The organism is Pseudomonas sp. LBUM1674 (assembly GCF_059695635.1).
The window spans coordinates 2,978,597-2,996,649 of sequence record NZ_CP166779.1; the positions used below are offsets into that span (position 1 = coordinate 2,978,597).

Annotated in this window: 15 protein-coding genes; 7 read left to right on the top strand and 8 right to left on the bottom strand. The window is 60.6% G+C overall.

Annotated features, from left to right (window positions below):
- Positions 1-122: 122 nt before the first annotated feature.
- On the bottom strand, positions 123-1,514 hold the full coding sequence (locus ACA067_RS13890; protein ID WP_497462282.1) for an aldehyde dehydrogenase family protein: 1,392 nt from the start codon (positions 1,512-1,514) through the stop codon (positions 123-125).
- 100 nt (positions 1,515-1,614) lie between these two features.
- Between ACA067_RS13890 and ptrR the strand changes: the two genes are divergently transcribed.
- The gene (gene ptrR / locus ACA067_RS13895; RefSeq protein ID WP_497462283.1) at positions 1,615-2,493 is read left to right on the top strand and encodes a putrescine utilization regulator PtrR; all 879 of its coding nucleotides are present in this window, start codon (positions 1,615-1,617) and stop codon (positions 2,491-2,493) included.
- Between the two features lie 55 nt (positions 2,494-2,548).
- Here ptrR and ACA067_RS13900 read toward each other — a convergent pair whose 3' ends face one another.
- From ACA067_RS13900 to ACA067_RS13930, 7 genes are all read right to left on the bottom strand, one after another.
- Entirely contained in the window at positions 2,549-3,364 is an 816-nt protein-coding gene (locus tag ACA067_RS13900; protein ID WP_497462284.1) for an HpcH/HpaI aldolase/citrate lyase family protein, read from the bottom strand.
- The gene (locus ACA067_RS13905; RefSeq protein ID WP_497462285.1) at positions 3,361-4,203 is read right to left on the bottom strand and encodes an HTD2 family dehydratase; all 843 of its coding nucleotides are present in this window, start codon (positions 4,201-4,203) and stop codon (positions 3,361-3,363) included. The genes ACA067_RS13900 and ACA067_RS13905 overlap by 4 nt, the downstream gene beginning before the upstream one ends.
- Positions 4,204-4,240: 37 nt before the next feature.
- Positions 4,241-5,443 (bottom strand): CaiB/BaiF CoA transferase family protein, encoded by a 1,203-nt coding sequence (locus ACA067_RS13910; protein ID WP_497462286.1) that lies wholly within the window; start codon positions 5,441-5,443, stop codon positions 4,241-4,243.
- Positions 5,444-5,463: 20 nt separating this feature from the next.
- On the bottom strand, positions 5,464-6,627 hold the full coding sequence (locus ACA067_RS13915; protein ID WP_497462287.1) for an acyl-CoA dehydrogenase family protein: 1,164 nt from the start codon (positions 6,625-6,627) through the stop codon (positions 5,464-5,466).
- 66 nt (positions 6,628-6,693) lie between these two features.
- Positions 6,694-7,290 carry a thiamine pyrophosphate-dependent enzyme gene (locus ACA067_RS13920; protein ID WP_497462288.1) on the bottom strand — a complete coding sequence of 199 codons (597 nt, stop codon included), beginning with the start codon at positions 7,288-7,290 and terminating at the stop codon, positions 6,694-6,696.
- Entirely contained in the window at positions 7,278-7,817 is a 540-nt protein-coding gene (locus ACA067_RS13925) for a thiamine pyrophosphate-binding protein (protein WP_154851850.1), read from the bottom strand. Before ACA067_RS13925 ends, ACA067_RS13920 begins: the two co-directional genes overlap by 13 nt.
- A 513-nt stretch (positions 7,818-8,330) precedes the next feature.
- Entirely contained in the window at positions 8,331-9,707 is a 1,377-nt protein-coding gene (locus ACA067_RS13930; RefSeq protein WP_497462289.1) for an MFS family transporter, read from the bottom strand.
- A 500-nt stretch (positions 9,708-10,207) separates the two neighbouring features.
- On the opposite strand from ACA067_RS13930, the gene ACA067_RS13935 reads away from it, so the two are divergent.
- The 6 genes from ACA067_RS13935 to ACA067_RS13960 all read left to right on the top strand — a co-directional run bounded on the left by ACA067_RS13935 (position 10,208) and on the right by ACA067_RS13960 (position 18,028).
- Positions 10,208-11,131, top strand: a complete 924-nt coding sequence (locus ACA067_RS13935) for a LysR family transcriptional regulator (protein WP_497462290.1) — start codon at positions 10,208-10,210, stop codon at positions 11,129-11,131.
- 349 nt (positions 11,132-11,480) lie between these two features.
- The gene (locus ACA067_RS13940; protein ID WP_497462291.1) at positions 11,481-12,938 is read left to right on the top strand and encodes a serralysin family metalloprotease; all 1,458 of its coding nucleotides are present in this window, start codon (positions 11,481-11,483) and stop codon (positions 12,936-12,938) included.
- A 64-nt stretch (positions 12,939-13,002) separates the two neighbouring features.
- Positions 13,003-13,425, top strand: coding sequence for an AprI/Inh family metalloprotease inhibitor (locus tag ACA067_RS13945; RefSeq protein ID WP_497462292.1), 423 nt, complete (start codon positions 13,003-13,005; stop codon positions 13,423-13,425).
- 132 nt (positions 13,426-13,557) lie between these two features.
- Positions 13,558-15,333 carry a type I secretion system permease/ATPase gene (locus tag ACA067_RS13950; RefSeq protein ID WP_497462293.1) on the top strand — a complete coding sequence of 592 codons (1,776 nt, stop codon included), beginning with the start codon at positions 13,558-13,560 and terminating at the stop codon, positions 15,331-15,333.
- Positions 15,330-16,664 carry an HlyD family type I secretion periplasmic adaptor subunit gene (locus ACA067_RS13955; RefSeq protein ID WP_497462294.1) on the top strand — a complete coding sequence of 445 codons (1,335 nt, stop codon included), beginning with the start codon at positions 15,330-15,332 and terminating at the stop codon, positions 16,662-16,664. The genes ACA067_RS13950 and ACA067_RS13955 overlap by 4 nt, the downstream gene beginning before the upstream one ends.
- 2 nt (positions 16,665-16,666) lie before the next feature.
- A complete protein-coding gene (locus tag ACA067_RS13960; RefSeq protein ID WP_497462295.1) occupies positions 16,667-18,028 on the top strand; it encodes a TolC family outer membrane protein in 1,362 nt (453 codons plus the stop codon).
- Positions 18,029-18,053 lie beyond the last annotated feature (25 nt).

An 18,053-nucleotide genomic window follows, 5' to 3' on the forward strand; every position in this document is an offset into this window, starting at 1 on the left:
GTACGCAGCTGATCATGTAGGAGCTGGCTTGTCGGATCGCCGCACCGCAGCGAAGACGTTCTCGAGTATTGCAGCGCCAGTGAGGACGCCTTCGCCGGCAAGCCGGCTCCTACAGGGACCAATCAGCGCCGATCCAGCCATACCGTCTGGGCATTGCAGAACTCGCGTACGCCGAAATGCGACAGCTCCCGGCCAAAGCCGCTTTTCTTCACGCCGCCAAAGGTCACGCGCGGGTCGCTGGCACAGTAGCCATTGATGAACACACCGCCGGTTTCCAGTTCGCCGGCCATCTGCTCGGCCAGCTCGACATTGCGCGTGTAAATGGTCGCGGCCAGTCCGAACTCACTGTCGTTGGCCAGCGCCAGGGCATGGGCGGCATCTCGGGCGGTAATGATCGAGGCCACCGGGCCGAACAGTTCCTGTTTGAACGAGGTCATCTGGTCGGTGACATCAGCGAATACCGTTGGCTCGTAATAGTTGCCAGGACCTTCAGCCTTCTTGCCGCCCAACAGCAAGGTCGCGCCTTCCTCCAGGGTGTCGCGGACTTGTTGATCCAGTTCATCACGCAGATCAAAGCGGGCCATGGGACCGATATAGGTCTCGGTCGCCAGTGGATCACCGACGACCAGTTGGCGGGTGGCTTCGACGAACTTGCGCGTGAATTCCTCGACGATGTCCTGCTCGACAATCAGGCGCTTGGCCGCCGCGCAGACTTGCCCGGTGTTCTGGTAACGGCCAATGACGGCGGCTTTGACTGCTTCATCCAGATCGGCGTCGTTGAGTACGATGAACGGGTCTGAGCCACCCAGCTCCAGCACGCACTTCTTCATGGCCGCACCGGCCTGGGCACCAATGGCCATGCCGGCGCGCACGCTGCCGGTGAGGGTTACCGCGGCGATGCGTGGATCGGCGATCGCCGTGGAGACGCCTTCCGGCGTGACATTGATCACCTCGAACACGCCTTGCGGGAAGTTGGCGCGCTGCAAGGCATCGCGCAGCAAGTAGGCCGATCCCATTACGTTTGGCGCATGCTTGAGGACGTAGGTATTGCCAGCGATCAAGGCTGGCACCGCACCGCGCAGCACCTGCCAGATCGGGAAGTTCCACGGCATCACCGCGAGAATCGGCCCCAGCGGGCGATATTCGATGCGCGCCTTGCCACCTTCGACCAGCGTCGGCTCGGCGGTCAGTATGGCGGGGCCGTGTTCGGCATACCATTCACACAGTTGCGCACACTTTTCGATTTCGCCGCGTGCCTGGGTGATGGGCTTGCCCATCTCCACGGTAATCATGTTCGCCATCGTGGCGGCATTGTCGCGCAGTATCCGGGCGAGCACGACCAGGGCCTGGGCACGTTGTTCGACAGGTGTACGGCGCCAGATCGAGAATCCTGCAGCGGCGCGGGCAAGGGCGGCGTCCAGCTCCGATGCGGATTCAAAAGGGTAGTGGCCGATCTGCTCACCGTTGGCGGGGTTGATCGAAATGGCATGGGTGAGGCTGGAAATCTGGGTCATGGCACCGTCCTGCTGGGTGGGTATAGGCTCAGATTAAGCTGGCGGGCGGTTGCTGGAAACTGAATAATACTGAGCATATCGTTCACGTTTGGAGAAAGACTTGGATCTGGTACAGCTCGAGATTTTCAAAGCCGTGGCCGAGCACGGCAGTATCAGCGTGGCCGCCCAGCACATACACCGGGTGCCTTCGAACCTGACGACGCGGATCAAGCAGCTGGAGCTGGATCTGGGCGTGGACCTGTTTATCCGCGAGAAGAGCCGTCTGCGCCTGTCTCCGGCCGGGTGGAGTTTTCTCGACTACGCCCGGCGCATCCTCGATCTGGTCCAGGAAGCCCGTGCCACGGTGGCGGGCGAGGAGCCGCAAGGCTCGTTCCCCCTGGGCTCGCTGGAGAGCACCGCGGCGGTACGGATCCCCGAGCTGTTGGCCGCCTATAACCAGCGCTACGCCAAGGTCGAGCTGGATCTGTCCACCGGACCTTCCGGGACCATGATCGACGGCGTGCTGTCGGGCCGGCTGGCCGCCGCCTTTGTCGACGGTCCGGTGTTGCACCCGGCCCTGGAAGGGGTGCCTGCCTTCGAGGAAGAGATGGTGCTCATCGCGCCGCTGAACCATGGCCCCATTCTTCGCGCACAGGATGTCAATGGCGAGAGCATTTATGCCTTCCGCTCCAATTGTTCCTATCGGCATCACTTCGAAAGCTGGTTCGCCAAGGACGCAGCGGTGCCCGGGCGGATTTTCGAGATGGAGTCCTATCACGGCATGCTGGCCTGCGTCAGCGCCGGAGCCGGCCTGGCGCTGATGCCCCGCAGCATGCTCGAGAGCATGCCCGGGTGCGCCACGGTGAGTGTCTGGCCGTTGTCGGAGTCGTTCCGGTTCCTGCGCACCTGGCTGGTGTGGCGCCGGGGCACGGTGTCGCAAAGCCTGACCATGTTTGTGCGCCTGCTGGAGGAGCGAGGGGTAGTGCCGGAAGAGACGTAGCAGACGCAAGCAGGTTGCTGCTCCCGTTGAAGGCGCAGCTTTGAAAAACCTTGTGCTAGGTCGCGCGTGCGAGGATGGCTTGAGCGCGACCGATGACCGGCGCATCGACCATTTGCCCATCCAGCACGAAAACCCCTTCGCCCGAGGTCGCGGCCTCCATGATGCGCTGCGCCCAGTGCAGTTCTTCAGGGCTGGGTGTCAGCGCTTGATGGATGATCGCCACCTGGCTTGGGTGAATACACAGCGCGCCGCCAAACCCCATGTCGCGGGCAAACTGAACGGCATCATGCAAACCTGCGGTGTCCTGGATCGAGGGGAAGACACCGTCCAGCGCCGGGGCCAGGCCCGCAACCCGGGTGCCGAGCAATACCGCGTAGCGGGCGTGGCTGAGGAACGCTTCGGCGGCGCGGCTACCGGTGGTCAGGTTCAGGTCCAGGCCGAGATCAAGACTGCCGAACGATAAACGCTCGACACCCGGGGCGCCGGCAATGTCGTTGAGTGCAGCCAGGCCTTTGGCGCTCTCGATGATCGGCCAGACCGGTTTGCCAGTGCTGGCCGCTTCATGCACTTGTGCAGCGCTTTCTGCCTTGGGCAGCAAGACCCCGATCACACCGACATGCTGGCGGCAAAGCTGCAGATCCGCAGCATGCGCCCGGTGATCCGGGGCGTTCACCCGCACCAGAATCCGCGCCTGGCGGTTTTCACTCAAGAAGTGCTGCAGATTGTCCCTGGCCTGTTCCTTGAGGTTTTCCTGCACGGCATCCTCCAGGTCGACAATGACCCGGTCCGCGCCAGTGGCGATGGCTTTGGGGATGCGTTCGGGGCGCGTGGCCGGCACAAACAGGGCGGAGCGAACGATTGATGGATTCATGGTGCTTCTCCCTCGCTGAACTCGACTTCTCCGATCTGCGCGGTGCCATCCTGGTTGCCAGCCCAGACCTGCGCCTTGCCGCTGCCGAGCAACCGCCCGCCGACCTCGAAGGGCTGGGGTGAAATCAGCGGTCGAAGCCCACGGAAGGTGAAACGCTCCAATCGCGCGTTCGGGTGCGCGCGGGTGAATGCACGCAAGTTTAGCGTGGCGATCAATGGCCCATGCACCACCAGTCCCGGATAGCCTTCGGCCACTGTGACATACGGCCAGTCATAGTGAATCCGGTGGCCATTGAAGGTGACCGCGGAATAGCGGAACAGCAGGGTCGGGGAGGGTTCGACCTGCTCCTGCCATTCGCCTTCGGGGAGCACTTCGGTGCCGCTCAGTTTGGGCGGAACGGGTTCCCGATAGACGATGTCCTGCTCATCCTGCAGGGCGCGTTGGCCGTCCTGGAAATACTCGTGGCGTACCGTGACGAACAGCAACGATCCCGTGCGGCCGTGCTTCTCTTCAACGTTGAGAATGGTCGAGACACAGGTCACTTGCGCCTCCACCTTCAGCGGCTGGTAGAACTCGATGCGGCTGCCGGCCCACATGCGATTGCGGTTGTGGGCCGGCGGCAGGAAGCCGCCGAGCGCTGGATGACCGTCCGGGCCCAACTCGTTGGCGCCAACCGGTTCCTGAAAGAACGCCCAGTGCCACAGGGGCGGAAGCGGTTCGCCGGACTGCGGCGTCATTTCGCTCAATGTCGCGGCAATGCGTTTGACCAGATTCAGACTGATCCGGTCCTGGCTTTCCTGGCGACGTCCAATCCAGGCTGAAAAATCTAAACTGCTCATCGTCATTTCTCCTGTCGGTCAGTGATCGTGGTTGTGGCTAGATCGCCCCGGCTGCACGCATTTGTGCTATGCGGTCCGTCCCCAGCCCCAATTCCCTGAGTACCTGTTCGGTGTGTTGACCCAGGCCCGGGACGGCATCCATACGCGGTTCGAACGCGTTGTTGGTGCCAGGTGGCAACAAGCTCGGAACGCCACCGACAGAGGTCTCGACTTCTCGCCAGCGCTCACGGGCCTGGAGCTGTGGATGCTCCCAGACCCCTTGCATGTCATTGACCCGGGCGTTGGCAATCTGCGCATGGTCCAGTCGATCAATGACGGCATCGAAGTTGAGGGTGGAGAACGACTCGACGATCAAGTCCCGCAGTGCGTGACGATTTTCGACCCGTTTGAAGTTGGCGCAAAAGCGCTCGTCCCTGGCCAGTTCCGGCGCCAGCAGCACCTTGTCGCAGAACAGCTGCCATTCACGTTCGTTTTGCAAACCCAGCATGACGGTGGTGCCGTCACCGATGGGGAAGGGACCGTAGGGGTAAATGGTGGCGTGGGCGGCACCGGCTCGAGGGGGCGGAGGTGCACCGTCGTAGGCGTAGTACATCGGATAGTTCATCCACTCCACCAGGCTTTCCAGCATCGACACGTCGATATGGCTGCCTTCACCGGTTCGCCCCCGTAGCAGCAGTGCGGACAGGATCCCGGTGTAGGCGTACATGCCGGCCGCGATGTCGGCGATCGAACACCCGGCCTTGGCCATTTCTTCTTCGCCCGAGCCACCGGTCACCGACAGAAAGCCACCTTCGCTCTGGATCAACAGGTCGTAGGCCTTTTTCTTCTCATAGGGACCACCCGCGCCATAGCCTGAAATGTCACACACGATGAGCTGCGGAAAACGCTGATGCAGCACCTCGAAAGACAGCCCCATTCGCGCAGCGGCGCCGGGTGCAAGGTTCTGCACGAACACATCGGCGGTGGCCACCAGACTGTCCAGTACCTCGATGGCGGTGTCTTGCTTGAGGTCGAGGGTCAGGCTTTCTTTCGAACGATTGGTCCAGACGAAGTGCGAGGCCAGGCCGTTGACGCGCTGGTCGTAGCCCCTGGCAAAATCGCCAACGTCTGGTCGTTCGACCTTGATCACCCGGGCGCCCAGGTCGGCCAGTTGTCGGGTGCAGAAGGGCGCTGCGATGGCATGCTCAAGGCTGACGACGGTCAGGCCATCGAGCGGGCGGATAGCGTTGGGCTGGCTCATGAGGGTTATCTCTCTTGTTATTAGAAAGAGCGCGGCAGCTCGAGCAGGTGTTCGGCAACGTACGACAGGATCAGGTTGGTGGAGATGGGGGCTACCTGATACAGACGGGTCTCACGGAACTTGCGCTCGACGTCGTATTCGCAGGCGAAGCCAAAGCCGCCGTGGGTCTGCAAGCAGGCGTTGGCGGCTTCCCAGGAGGCTTTCGCCGCCAGGTACTTGGCCATGTTCGCACTGGCCCCGGCGTTGAGGCCGTTGTCGTATTCTTCGCAGGCGCGCCAGCGCATCAGGTCGGCGGCCTCGATCTCGATATGCGCTTCGGCAATCGGAAATTGCACGCCCTGGTTCTGCCCGATCGGGCGCCCGAACACCACACGGTCGCGGGCATAGGCACTGGCCTTCTCGATAAACCAGCGACCGTCGCCGATGCACTCGGCGGCGATCAGGGTGCGTTCGGCATTCAGGCCGTCGAGGATGTACCTGAAGCCTTTGCCTTCCTCGCCAATCAGGCTGTCGACAGGGATTTCCAGGTTGTCGAAGAACAGCTCGTTGGTCTCGTGGTTGACCATGTTCGCGATCGGTTGCACGGTCAGGCCATTGCCGATGGCTTCACGCAGGTCGACGAGAAAGATCGACATGCCTTCGGACTTTTTCTTCACCTCGGCCAAGGGCGTGGTGCGCGCCAGCAGGATCATCAGGTCGGAATGCTGGACCCGCGAGATCCATACCTTCTGGCCGTTGATCACGTATTTGTCGCCGCGCTTGATTGCCGTGGTCTTGATCTTGGTGGTGTCGGTGCCGGTGGTAGGCTCGGTCACGGCCATCGATTGCAGGCGCAATTCACCGCTGGCCAGTTTCGGCAGGTAATAGCTTTTCTGCGCCTCGCTGCCGTGCCGCAGCAGGGTGAACATGTTGTACATCTGTCCGTGCACGGTGCCGGAGTTGCCGCCGCAGCGGTTCACTTCCTCGAGGATCACCGAGGCTTCGGCCAGACCGAGGCCGGAGCCGCCGTATTCGACAGGGATCATCGCCGCGAGCCAGCCAGCGTCGGTCAGGGCCTTGACGAAGGTTTGCGGAAAGCCTTTTTCTTCGTCGACCTTGCGCCAGTAAGCCGCATCGAATTCAGCGCACAGGGCACGTACGCCCTCGCGGATGGCATTGAGTTCTTCACAGTTACGGTCAGTCATTATTATTCTCCTCAACGCGTCACGCACGGCATCTGCCCTGCGTGACCGGGTCCGGGCAAAGAGCAATCAGATCGGGTTGAAACCCAGGGCAGCACGAAAGCGATTCTTGACGTAATGGCCATCACGCGGTGGCAGCACCCGTGGCGGATTTTCGGCCTTGATCTTGATCGTCGCGAGCTTGACCCCATCGCGGGTTGCGAAGCGCTCGCGCAGGTCGTGCACGCCTGCCATGTCGCGGATTTCATCGGTCCAGCTGAAGCCGCAGGTTGTCGCGACCTGGTCCAGGGAAATACCGAAACCGGCGTGGCTGACTTGCATGCCGGTCTCGCCGAAGTGACCGTTATCCAACACCGCGATGGTCAGGTTGGCAGGCTTTTGCAACGCGACGGTTGCCAGAGCGCCGAAGCCCATGAGCAGCTCGCCGTCACCGGTGACCACCACCACCGACTTGTTCGGCTGCGCATTGGCCAGGCCCAGGCCCACCGTGATTGCGCTGCCCATGGCGGCCCACAGGTAATAATTCAGATCGTTGTCGCCGGCGGCCATGACGTCATAGGACGCCGAGCCCAGGCCAGTCACCACCAGCACGACTTTGCGGTCGGCCAGCAGGGTCTTGACCACTTCGCGGCGGCACAGGGTGTGGTTTGCGCTTACTTGACCCATTTCTTTTCTCCAATCAGGCGCTGGCCGAGCAGCAGGGCAGTGGCGGAATCACCGTTGAAGGCCATGGTCGCGGCACCGTGCAGCAGCGGAGCGACATCTTCCGGGACGTCAGCGCGCCAGGTCATGACTTTCATCAGGTTCAGGGAGGCTTCGGTGGCTTGGCCCATCGGGTTCTGCCAGGCGTTGAACTCGGCCCAGTCGCCGCGCATGGTGACCACCATCAGCAACGGGAAGCCGGCGCAGACTTGAAGCGCCAGGGTGTTGATGCAGTTACCGACGCCGCTGGATTGCATCAACAGCGCGCCGCGCTCGCCGCCCAGCCAGGCGCCGGCGAGGTAGCCAATGCCTTCTTCTTCAGTGGTGAGGACGACCGCCTTGATGTCCGGGTCTGCGTACGACATCCGGATCGCCGCCGAGTGGCCTGCATCCGGGACGAAGACCACGTGCTTGACGTCGTGGGCCTTGAGCACGCGGAACACGTCCTCCTGCCAGTCTTGTCCTACGGTGTGTTCAGCTTCTGTTGACATGCCCATCTCCCAAGCAGTGCTGCTTTTGTGTTTTCACACATTCTGGGAGTGCCGGAAGTGAACTGCGACTACCGTTTTTGTCTTTGAGATATGCCCGTTTGGTATAGCTTGGCTAACCCTCTGATCAACTCCGAATCAGAGCCAACATGTCCTTCCCTGTGGGAGCGAGCTTCCTCCGGGCGGCGTTCCGACGATGTACGTTAACGATAACGCGGGTTTCCTGGATAAACGCGGCGCCCTCAGGTTCATCGCGAGCAAGCTCGCTCCTACACAAACGTGGCGCGTTCAGGTTTACGCGAGCAATCGAGCGTTGACCGGCTGCTCCTGCAATGGATCGTTCCCGCGCACGAGCGTGGGAACGATCCAATAGCCACCCAACACGGGAAAGGGGGGGATGTATCCCAAAGAATTTAGCGAGTAGGAATCTTCAGTACGCCAAGGCGCTGCTACTCGGTGACGCAAGAAAGGGCCCATGGATGACAGGGGCCCTTTCAAGTTACACATCGGTCATCGTCAGACCCTGGCAGCGTCCGGCCTTGCACATCCCTTCAACCCGGTCCGCTCTTCGATCTCCCCGGAACCGCTGATGTACCCGTAGCGCGACAGGTTCGGCATCAGCATCGAGGCGATGAAGGTAATGGTCACAATGGCCGCGACATAGAAGAAGAAATACTCCTCGATCCCCTGGGATCTAAGCGACAAGGCCACATATTCCGCTGTGCCGCCGAATGTCGCATTGCCGACGGCATACGGAAAGCCCACACCCAGCGCACGCACCGCAGGCGGGAACAGTTCGGCTTTGACGATCCCGGCGATCGGGGTGTAGAGCGAAGCAATGGCCAGGCCGCCGAACACCAGCAGGAACGCCATGTACGGGCTGCTGACCGACTGCAATGAATACAGCAGGGGAATCACCAGCACCATGGCGAACCCGGAAAACATCAGCATGTGGGCCTTGATGCCAATACGGTCGGCGAGCAGGCCGAAGAGCGGCTGGCAGAACATGAAGCCGACCAGGGCGGCGGTCATGATGAAGCTCACCGTCTCCGGGCTGAAGCCGGCGGAGATCACCAGAAACTTCTGCATGTAGGTGGTGAAGGTATAGAAGTACAGCGATCCACCGATGGTGAACGCCACCACCAGGGCAACAGCGCGTTTGTGTTTGAACATGCCGCGCAATGAGCCGGCATCTTTGCGGTTCATGTCTTTCTTGGTCGCAGTCTCATGCATGGCGCGCCGCAGATAGACGACGACGATCGAGCTCAGGGCGCCGATGAAGAACGGAATCCTCCAGCCCCATTCGCGCAACTCTTCGCCCGTGAGGGTCTGTTGGAGAATGACCACGGTCATCAACGCCAGCAGCTGCCCGGCGATGATGGTGAAGTACTGGAAGGAGCCGTAAAAGCAGCGCCGACCCGGTGTGGCGATTTCGCTGATGTAGGTAGCGCCGGTGCCATATTCCGCACCGACAGACAGCCCTTGAATCAGCCTGGCGACCACCAGCATCACCGGCGCTGCGACCCCGATCGTTTCATAGGTCGGCATGACAGCGATCAGCAGCGAGCCGGCGCACATCATGAACACCGAGATAATCATCGAGACCTTGCGGCCGCGAGTATCGGCAATCCAGCCGAAAATCCAGCCGCCGAGAGGGCGCATGAAAAAGCCGACGGCGAAGACGCCGGCGGTGGCAAGCAACTGGGTGGTTGTATCCCCCTTGGGGAAAAACGAAGCCGCAAAATAGATGGCGGTATAGGCGTAAATGAAGAAGTCATACCACTCCACCAGATTGCCTGAGCAGGCACCCATGATGGCCCTGACACGATTCTTGCTGGTCAACGCACCGGTCGTGGAAGCGTGATCGGTTGAGTTTGTAGTTGATGCGGACATGATGTTCACCCTTTTCTTCAAGGCGAGACGATACGAGGAGCACCCTGGGGCGTCTGCGACATTGCTAGCTCGACGGGTAGGTACGCTTAGCGCAGCGGCTTTGACCCATTGACGATCAAGGCTGAAGAGGGGGGATGCAAGCGAGAAATCAGCTGTTCGCTGACGGGATGAGCCGGATAGCTCAGGCAAAGAGTAACGGTGTGGATCATGGCGCAAGCCCTCGAATCTTATTCTTGTAGTCAGTCGAGCGCTGGGGCGTCGACGTTGATTGCACGCTACCGCAGAGTGAGGAGGTTAATAAGCCGTCAGCCAGGCCTAACTGATATACCGAAATTTTATAGCTGGTCTCGCAACCCCTGTGGGCGTGGGATACGGCCGGCTCGAAAGTCGCAAGACCCCGTGCGATGCGGGCCCTTGGCATACCAGATAACACCATTGCGTTTACACTGACACCACGTTCGACGCATTTCGCGTCGACCCCGACTTTGACTGGCCTGATAATGGATGTCGTTCAACTCAAGACCCTGATTCATGTGGCCGAGCTCGGCAGTCTCAGCAAGGCCTCCGACCGGCTTCACATCGCACAGCCGGCACTCAGCCGCCAGATTCGTTTGCTGGAAAAAGAACTCGGCACCTACCTGTTTGATCGGCATGGGCGGGGCATGGAAATTACCGATGCCGGCCGCGAAGTGCTGGCCCATGCCACCCGAATCATGGAAGAAATGGAATCCATTCGAAGTTCGGTGGTGGGTGGGAAGACTTCTTTTCGGGGAACCGTGGTCATCGGTACTACGCCGACGGTCGCTGAAATCGTCACCGTGCCCCTGGTGCGCAAGATCAAGGAGGCACATCCGAATCTCGCCATCAGGTTTTCCTCGGCCTTCAGCGGCTACCTGCTGGATTGGGTGCAGCGTGGCGAATTGGAGCTGGCGATATCCTATGACCCACAACCCCTGCATACGCTGCGGATCGTCCCGGTGATGATGGAAAACCTGCTGCTGGTCGGTCCCGCCAGCGCCAGTCTGCGCCTGGATACGCCGGTGACGTTCGAGTCTTTGGCCGAGCAGTCATTGGTGTTGCCGAGCGCCAAGCACAGCCTGCGGGTGATTCTGGATAATTGTGCGCGTGAAGTCGGGATCAAGCTCAGGACCAGCGTTGAAGCCGACTCCTTCGGCGCCATGATCGACCTGGTGCGCAATGGCTTCGGTTTCACTGCTTTGCCTCTCGCATCGATTTACCGGCAGATCGAAGCGGGCGTGCTCAGTGCCGCGCCCCTGGTCGACCCTGTTCCGATGCGCAAACTGGTCCAGGTCTTTCCCGCTGACAGGCGCGTCAGTCCGGCGGCGAAATTTGTCGGCGATGCGTTCATCGAGATTGCCGCCGATCTGGTGAATCGCAAAATCTGGGCCGGATACCTGCTTTGAACACGCTGCCGATCACACTGATAGCAACGTGCCGGCACTTATATTAACCACCGCCGGAAACAGAGACTTGTTCAACAGAAACCAACTTACAGCTATTTAATATTTAAATTGTTGATTGTCGGACAATTACTTTGATTGGGCTAATCCGGAAATTATATTTCGACAGCGCACGCGTTGTTTCCGGGTGTTTGCAGACGCAACTCGATTTGATGTCAAAAAAACACTAGACGGTCGATTTCAAAATGTGTCAGTTTTCTTTCGCCTTCATTGGGCGAGTGATAGGACGATCTCGCCAGAGATTGTCGTTATCCAAAAAAACTGCTCCATAGCCAAACAAGGAAGTGTGTTTATGTCGAAAGTAAAAAACACCGCTATTGATTCCGCCGAACAGGCATTCCAGCCATTGCAAGCACTGGCTGCTCCCAGTTCAGCGTTCAACCAGATCAATAGTTTCAGCCATCAGTATGATCGTGGCGGCAACCTCACGGTCAATGGCAAACCCTCTTTCTCCGTCGACCAGGCAGCCACCCAGTTGCTGCGCGACGGCGCTGCCTACCAGGACAAGGACGGCAGTGGCAAGATCGAACTCACCTATACCTTCTTGACCTCGGCATCGTCGAGCACCCTGAACAAGCACGGGATCACCGGGTTCAGCCAGTTCAGCGCGCAGCAAAAAGGCCAGGCGGTGCTGGCCATGCAATCCTGGGCCGACGTGGCCAATGTCACCTTCACCGACAAGAGCAGCGGTGGCGACGCTCACATGACCTTCGGCAACTACAGCGGCGGCCAGGACGGCGCGGCGGCCTTTGCTTACCTGCCGGGTACGGGCGCGGGGTATGACGGTACTTCCTGGTACTTGACCAACAGTAGCTACCCAGTCAACAAGACGCCGGAGCTGAACAACTACGGCCGTCAGACCCTGACACACGAAATCGGCCACTCCCTGGGCCTGGCTCACCCGGGCGACTACAACGCCGGCGAAGGCGCTCCGACTTACAACGACGCCTCCTACGGCCAGGACACCCGCGGCTACAGCGTCATGAGCTACTGGAGCGAAAGCAACACCAGCCAGAACTTCAGCAAGGGCGGCGTCGAAGCCTATGCGTCCGGCCCGTTGATGGATGATATTGCCGCCATTCAGAAGCTCTACGGCGCCAACACCAGCACCCGAACCGGGGACACCACCTACGGCTTCAATTCCAATGCCGGCCGCGATTTCCTCGGCGCGACTTCGTCCTCGGACAAAGTCGTGTTCTCGGTGTGGGATGCGGGCGGCAAGGACACCCTGGACTTCTCCGGTTTTACCCAGAACCAGAAGATCAACCTCAATGAAGCCTCGTTCTCCGACGTTGGCGGCCTGGTGGGTAACGTGTCCATCGCCAAGGGTGTCGCGGTCGAGAACGCCATAGGCGGTTCTGGCAACGACTTGCTGATCGGTAACAGCCTGTCCAACGAACTGAAGGGCGGTGCTGGCAACGACATCCTTTTCGGCGCCGGCGGTGCGGACAAGCTGTGGGGTGGCGCCGGTTCGGACACCTTCGTGTTCGCGGCCAGCAGCGATTCGAAACCAGGCGCCGTCGACCAGATCTTCGATTTTGTCAGCGGCCTGGACAAAATCGACCTGACCGGCATCACTAATGGCGCGGGCCTGCATTTCGTGAACTCGTTCACCGGTGCGGCAGGCGATGCGGTGTTGACTTCTTCGGGCGGTACCAGCCTGTTGTCGGTGGACTTCTCCGGGCAGGGCGTGGCTGATTTCCTGGTCAGCACCGTGGGCCAGGCGGCTTACTCGGACATCGCTGCGTGATGTGAAGCCAGGGGGGCGGCGCACATGCGCTGCTCTCTGCCCCTTGACTGGAGTAAAGCGCCTTATGATCCATGATCGCTTCACCCACAGGAGAACCCCGTGGCTATTGGCGACGTTCATGATGTTTTTTGGAGATTCAGCCATGGCGAGCAGCCTGAAATTAGCGGACCCCGCGGAACTGGCCGGAAAATGGCAGGCGACCCTGACTGCCAAAGATGACTCGGCAGAGTCCCAGGCGTTGCAGGACAAACCGTCAAACGTATGCACCCTCGAACTTAAAGCGAACCAAACCCTGGGCGAGGGCGCCGGGTGCCTGAGCGCCTGGCTGGGCGAGCAAACAATCGGTTGGTTTACGGAGCCTGACGGCATCGCAATCACTGGGGCAGAAGGCTCAAAAGTATTGTTTTTCAGTCGGCAGCGTGATGGGCTTTATCAAGGCACATTGAAATCCAGGCTGATCATTACGCTCACGCGAGAAGTGCATTAAGTTTAGCGCCCGCCAATGGCGTTAGAAGCCACAGAACAATAAATTGTTATTGAAGTGTAAGCGGTAACCACAAAAACAAGATTCGGCAGACCTCGCCAGGTATGGCGAGGGATAACACCTCAGGAAGAACCCATGAAGATGGCAAAGAGCCCGGCCACCGCGCCGTTAATTAGTGCGCTGGGCGACTATAAGAGCATCCTGATCAGCGTCGGTTGTTTTACCGCACTGATTAACGTACTGATGCTGGTTCCGTCGATTTATATGCTGCAGGTTTATGACCGCGTATTGTCGTCGCAAAACGAAACGACGCTGGCCATGTTGTCACTCATGGTCGTCGGGTTCTTTGCGTTCATCGGGCTACTGGAGATTGTGCGCAGCTTCATCGTCATCCGTATCGGCAGCCAACTGGAACGCCGCTTCAACCTGCGGGTCTATCAGGCCGCGTTCGAGCGCAACCTGTTCAAGGGCGAAGGCAACGCCGGACAATCCCTGGGCGACCTCACCCATATTCGCCAGTTCGTCACCGGCCCGGCATTGTTTGCCTTCTTCGATGCGCCGTGGTTTCCGGTCTATCTGTTCGTGATTTATCTGTTCGATGTATGGCTCGGAGTGTTTGCCACGGCGGGTGCCGCGCTGCTGATCGGGCTGGCTTGTCTGAATGAGGCCATGACCAAAAAGCCCTTGGGCGAAGCGGCCGTCTTGTCCCAGAAATCCAGCCAACTGGCGAGCAGTCACCTGCATAACGCCGAAACCATCCAGGCCATGGGCATGCTCGGGGCTTTGCGCAATCGTTGGTTCCAGGTGCATTCACGCTTTCTCGGCTTGCAAAACCAGGCCAGCGACACTGGCGCAGTCATCAGTTCCCTGAGCAAGACCCTGCGGTTGTGCCTGCAGTCCCTGGTGCTGGGCCTCGGTGCGTTGCTGGTGATCAAGGGCGACATGACCGCCGGGATGATGATTGCCGGCTCCATCCTGATGGGCCGGGTGTTGAGCCCTATCGATCAGTTGATCGCCGTGTGGAAACAGTGGAGTGGCGCCAAGCTTGCCTACCGCCGTCTCGATGACTTGTTGCAAGCCTTCCCGCCGGGTGACGAGGCCATGGCGCTGCCGGCCCCGAAAGGCCAGGTCATGTTCGAACAGGTCAGCGCCGGTCCACCGGGGCAACGGGCTGCGACCTTGCACCTGGTCAATTTCAACCTCGGCGCCGGTGAAGTGCTGGGCGTGCTCGGAGCGTCCGGCTCCGGAAAATCGACCCTGGCCCGGGTGCTGGTCGGCGTCTGGCCAACGCTTGGCGGGACGGTGCGGCTCGACGGCGCGGACATTCATCGCTGGAACCGCGACGACCTGGGCCCCTACATCGGTTATCTGCCGCAAGACATCGAACTGTTCAGCGGCAGCATCGCTGAAAACATTGCGCGATTCCGTGAGGCAGATCCGCAAAAAGTGGTCGAAGCCGCGCAACAGGCCGGTGTCCATGAACTGATCCTGCGCATGCCCCAAGGTTACGACACCGTACTCGGCGAAGAGGGCAGCGGTCTGTCCGGCGGTCAGAAACAACGTGTCGCCCTGGCCCGAGCCCTGTACGGCAAGCCACGCCTGGTGGTGCTGGATGAACCGAATTCCAACCTCGACACCGTCGGCGAGGCCGCATTGGCGGGTGCTCTCGCGCAAATGAAAGCCCAGGGCACCAGCGTGATTCTGGTGACCCATCGCTCCTCGGCACTGGCCCAGGCCGACAAGCTGTTGGTGCTCAACGAAGGACGCCTGCAAGCCTTCGGTCCGAGCCAGGAAGTGCTTAAAGCACTGTCCGGCGCTCAGGAGCAGCAGCGGGAGAAAACCGCGCAGGCACCGGGCGGGCTCAGCATGAGCCGGCAGTACCAGCCCTCGACCAGGAATTCGGGTGTATGAGCCACGACAGCGAAAACGCCATGGAACACGACTACATTGCCGAACGCCCCGAGCGCGACGCGCACTTTTTTGCTCGCCTGGGCTGGATTCTGGCGATCGTCGGCGCGGGCAGCTTCTTCACCTGGGCCAGCCTGGCGCCGCTCGATCAGGGCATCCCGGTGCAAGGCACCGTCGTAGTCTCGGGCAAGCGCAAAGCCGTGCAAGCGATGAGCAGTGGTGTCATCAGCCAGATCCTGGTACGCGAGGGGCAAGTGGTGAAGCAGGGCCAGCCACTGTTCCGGCTCGACCCGACCCAAGTCGCGGCCGACGTGCAATCGCTGCAAGCGCAATACCGTATGGCCTGGGCCAGTCTGGCCCGCTGGCAGAGCGAACGGGATAACCTCGGGCAGGTGAGCTTTCCTGCCCGACTGAGTATTGATCCGGACCCACGCCTGGCCTTGGTGCTGGAAGGTCAGCGGCAATTGTTCAGCAGCCGCCGGGAAGCGTTTTTCCGCGAGCAGGCCGCCTTGCGCGCCAGCATCGAAGGCGCCGGTGCGCAACTGGCCGGCATGCGCCGCGCCCGCACTGACCTGAGTGCCCAGGCCAGCTCCCTGCAACAACAATTGAGCAATCTTCAACCGCTGGCGGACAACGGTTACATCCCGCGCAATCGGCTGCTGGAATACCAGCGCCAGTTGTCGCAAGTCCGGCAACAGCTGGCAGAGAACAGCGGCGAAAGCGGCCGGGTGGAGCAGGGCATCCTCGAATCGCGGCTCAAGCTGCAACAACAGACCGAGGAGTATCAGAAAGAAGTCCGCACTCAACTGGCCGACGCCCAGCTCAAAAGCGTGACCCTGGAGGAGCAACTGACCTCCGCCGGGTTTGACCTGCAACACAGCGAGATCATCGCCACCGCCGATGGCATTGCGGTCAACCTCGGGGTTCACACCGAAGGCGCGGTGATACGCCAGGGCGACACCCTGCTGGAAATCGTGCCCCAAGGCACCCGCCTGGAAGTGGAAGGACGCCTGCCAACCAACCTGGTCGACAAGGTCGGCATGCACCTGCCGGTGGACATCCTGTTCACGGCGTTCAACCAGAGCCGCACCCCGCGGTTGCCCGGCGAAGTCAGCCTGATCTCCGCCGACCAGATGCTCGACGAGAAAACCGGTGCGCCGTATTACGTGCTGCGCAGCAGCGTCAGCGACCAGGCCATGGAACAGCTCAACGGCCTGGTGATCAAGCCCGGGATGCCGGCAGAAATGTTCGTGCGCACTGGTGAACGTTCACTCCTCAACTATTTGTTCAAACCGCTGCTCGACCGGGCAGGTTCCGCGTTGACCGAGGAATAAGGATGTTCGGCTGTATGAATAAGCTTTCGATGTGCGCCGCGTCCCTGGCGTTGCTGACGTGCAACAGTGCGCTGGCCATGGGACCGTTCGACATTTATGAACAAGCGTTGCGCAACGATCCGCAGTTCCTCGGCGCGATCAAGGAGCGCGACGCTGGCCTGGAGAATCGCGCCATCGGCCGCGCCGGACTATTGCCGAAGCTGGGTTACAACTACAACAAGGGCCGCAACTCCTCGAAGGTCACCTACCTCAACGATCGCGGTCACAGCCAGAGTGATGATCGCAACTACAGCAGTTACGGCTCGTCATTGACCCTGCAACAACCCTTGCTCGACTACGAGGCCTACGCGACGTATCGCAAAGGGGTGGCGCAAGCGCTGTTCGCCGACGAAAACTTTCGCGGCAAGAGCCAGCAATTGCTGGTGCGCGTGCTGGAGAGCTACACCCAGGCGCTGTTCGCCCAGGACCAGATCGACATTGCGCTGGCCAAGAAGAACGCCTTCGAACAGCAATTCCAGCAGAACGAGCACATGTTCCGCCAGGGCGAGGGCACCCGCACCGATATTCTTGAAGCCGAGTCACGCTACGAACTGGCCACCGCCGAGGAAATCGAAGCACGCAACGAGCAGGACGCGTCCCTGCGTGAACTGGGCGCGCTGATCGGCGTGCCGGCCATCGACATCAGCGACCTGGCGCCACTGGATCAGAACTTCCAGACTTTCACCCTGCAACCGGCCAACTTCGCTACCTGGCACGAAAGGGCGGTGGCCAACAACCCGACCCTGGCGACCCAGCGCCAGGCCGTGGAAGTTGCGCGGCATGAAGTCGAACGCAATCGCGCCGGGCACCTGCCCAAAGTCAGCGCCTACGCCTCGCTGCGCCAGAACGAATCGGAAAGCGGCAATACCTATAACCAGCGTTACGACACCAACACCATCGGTATCGAAGTGAGCATGCCGCTCTATGCCGGCGGCGGCGTATCGGCGTCGACCCGACAGGCCAGCCGCACAATGGAACAGGCCGAGTACGAACTGGACGGCAAGACCCGGGAAACCCTGATCGAACTGCGCCGGCAGTTCAGCGCCTGCCTGTCGGGTGTGAGCAAATTGCGCGCCTATCAGAAAGCCCTTGGCTCCGCCGAAGCGCTGGTGGTATCGACCCGGCAAAGCATTCTGGGCGGTGAGCGGGTCAACCTCGATGCGCTGAACGCCGAACAACAGCTCTACACCACACGCCGCGACCTGGCGCAGACCCGGTACGACTATCTGATGGCCTGGATCAAATTGCACTACTACGCCGGGACCTTGAATGAGCAGGATCTGGCCCGGGTCGACGAGGCGTTTGGCCAGGGGCCGACTCGGTAGCGCCTGAAAAATCTCTGACAATTCC

What these genes read in the sequence shown, in the direction of transcription:
- ACA067_RS13890 (WP_497462282.1), bottom strand. Translation starts at nt 1,514, where the DNA reads ATGACCCAGATTTCCAGCCTCACCCATGCCATTTCGATCAACCCCGCC.
- ACA067_RS13900 (WP_497462284.1), bottom strand. Translation starts at nt 3,364, where the DNA reads ATGAATCCATCAATCGTTCGCTCCGCCCTGTTTGTGCCGGCCACGCGC.
- ACA067_RS13905 (WP_497462285.1), bottom strand. Translation starts at nt 4,203, where the DNA reads ATGAGCAGTTTAGATTTTTCAGCCTGGATTGGACGTCGCCAGGAAAGC.
- ACA067_RS13910 (WP_497462286.1), bottom strand. Translation starts at nt 5,443, where the DNA reads ATGAGCCAGCCCAACGCTATCCGCCCGCTCGATGGCCTGACCGTCGTC.
- ACA067_RS13915 (WP_497462287.1), bottom strand. Translation starts at nt 6,627, where the DNA reads ATGACTGACCGTAACTGTGAAGAACTCAATGCCATCCGCGAGGGCGTA.
- ACA067_RS13920 (WP_497462288.1), bottom strand. Translation starts at nt 7,290, where the DNA reads ATGGGTCAAGTAAGCGCAAACCACACCCTGTGCCGCCGCGAAGTGGTC.
- ACA067_RS13925 (WP_154851850.1), bottom strand. Translation starts at nt 7,817, where the DNA reads ATGTCAACAGAAGCTGAACACACCGTAGGACAAGACTGGCAGGAGGAC.
- ACA067_RS13930 (WP_497462289.1), bottom strand. Translation starts at nt 9,707, where the DNA reads ATGTCCGCATCAACTACAAACTCAACCGATCACGCTTCCACGACCGGT.
- ACA067_RS13935 (WP_497462290.1), top strand. Translation starts at nt 10,208, where the DNA reads ATGGATGTCGTTCAACTCAAGACCCTGATTCATGTGGCCGAGCTCGGC.
- ACA067_RS13940 (WP_497462291.1), top strand. Translation starts at nt 11,481, where the DNA reads ATGTCGAAAGTAAAAAACACCGCTATTGATTCCGCCGAACAGGCATTC.
- ACA067_RS13945 (WP_497462292.1), top strand. Translation starts at nt 13,003, where the DNA reads ATGATCCATGATCGCTTCACCCACAGGAGAACCCCGTGGCTATTGGCG.
- ACA067_RS13950 (WP_497462293.1), top strand. Translation starts at nt 13,558, where the DNA reads ATGAAGATGGCAAAGAGCCCGGCCACCGCGCCGTTAATTAGTGCGCTG.
- ACA067_RS13955 (WP_497462294.1), top strand. Translation starts at nt 15,330, where the DNA reads ATGAGCCACGACAGCGAAAACGCCATGGAACACGACTACATTGCCGAA.
- ACA067_RS13960 (WP_497462295.1), top strand. Translation starts at nt 16,667, where the DNA reads ATGTTCGGCTGTATGAATAAGCTTTCGATGTGCGCCGCGTCCCTGGCG.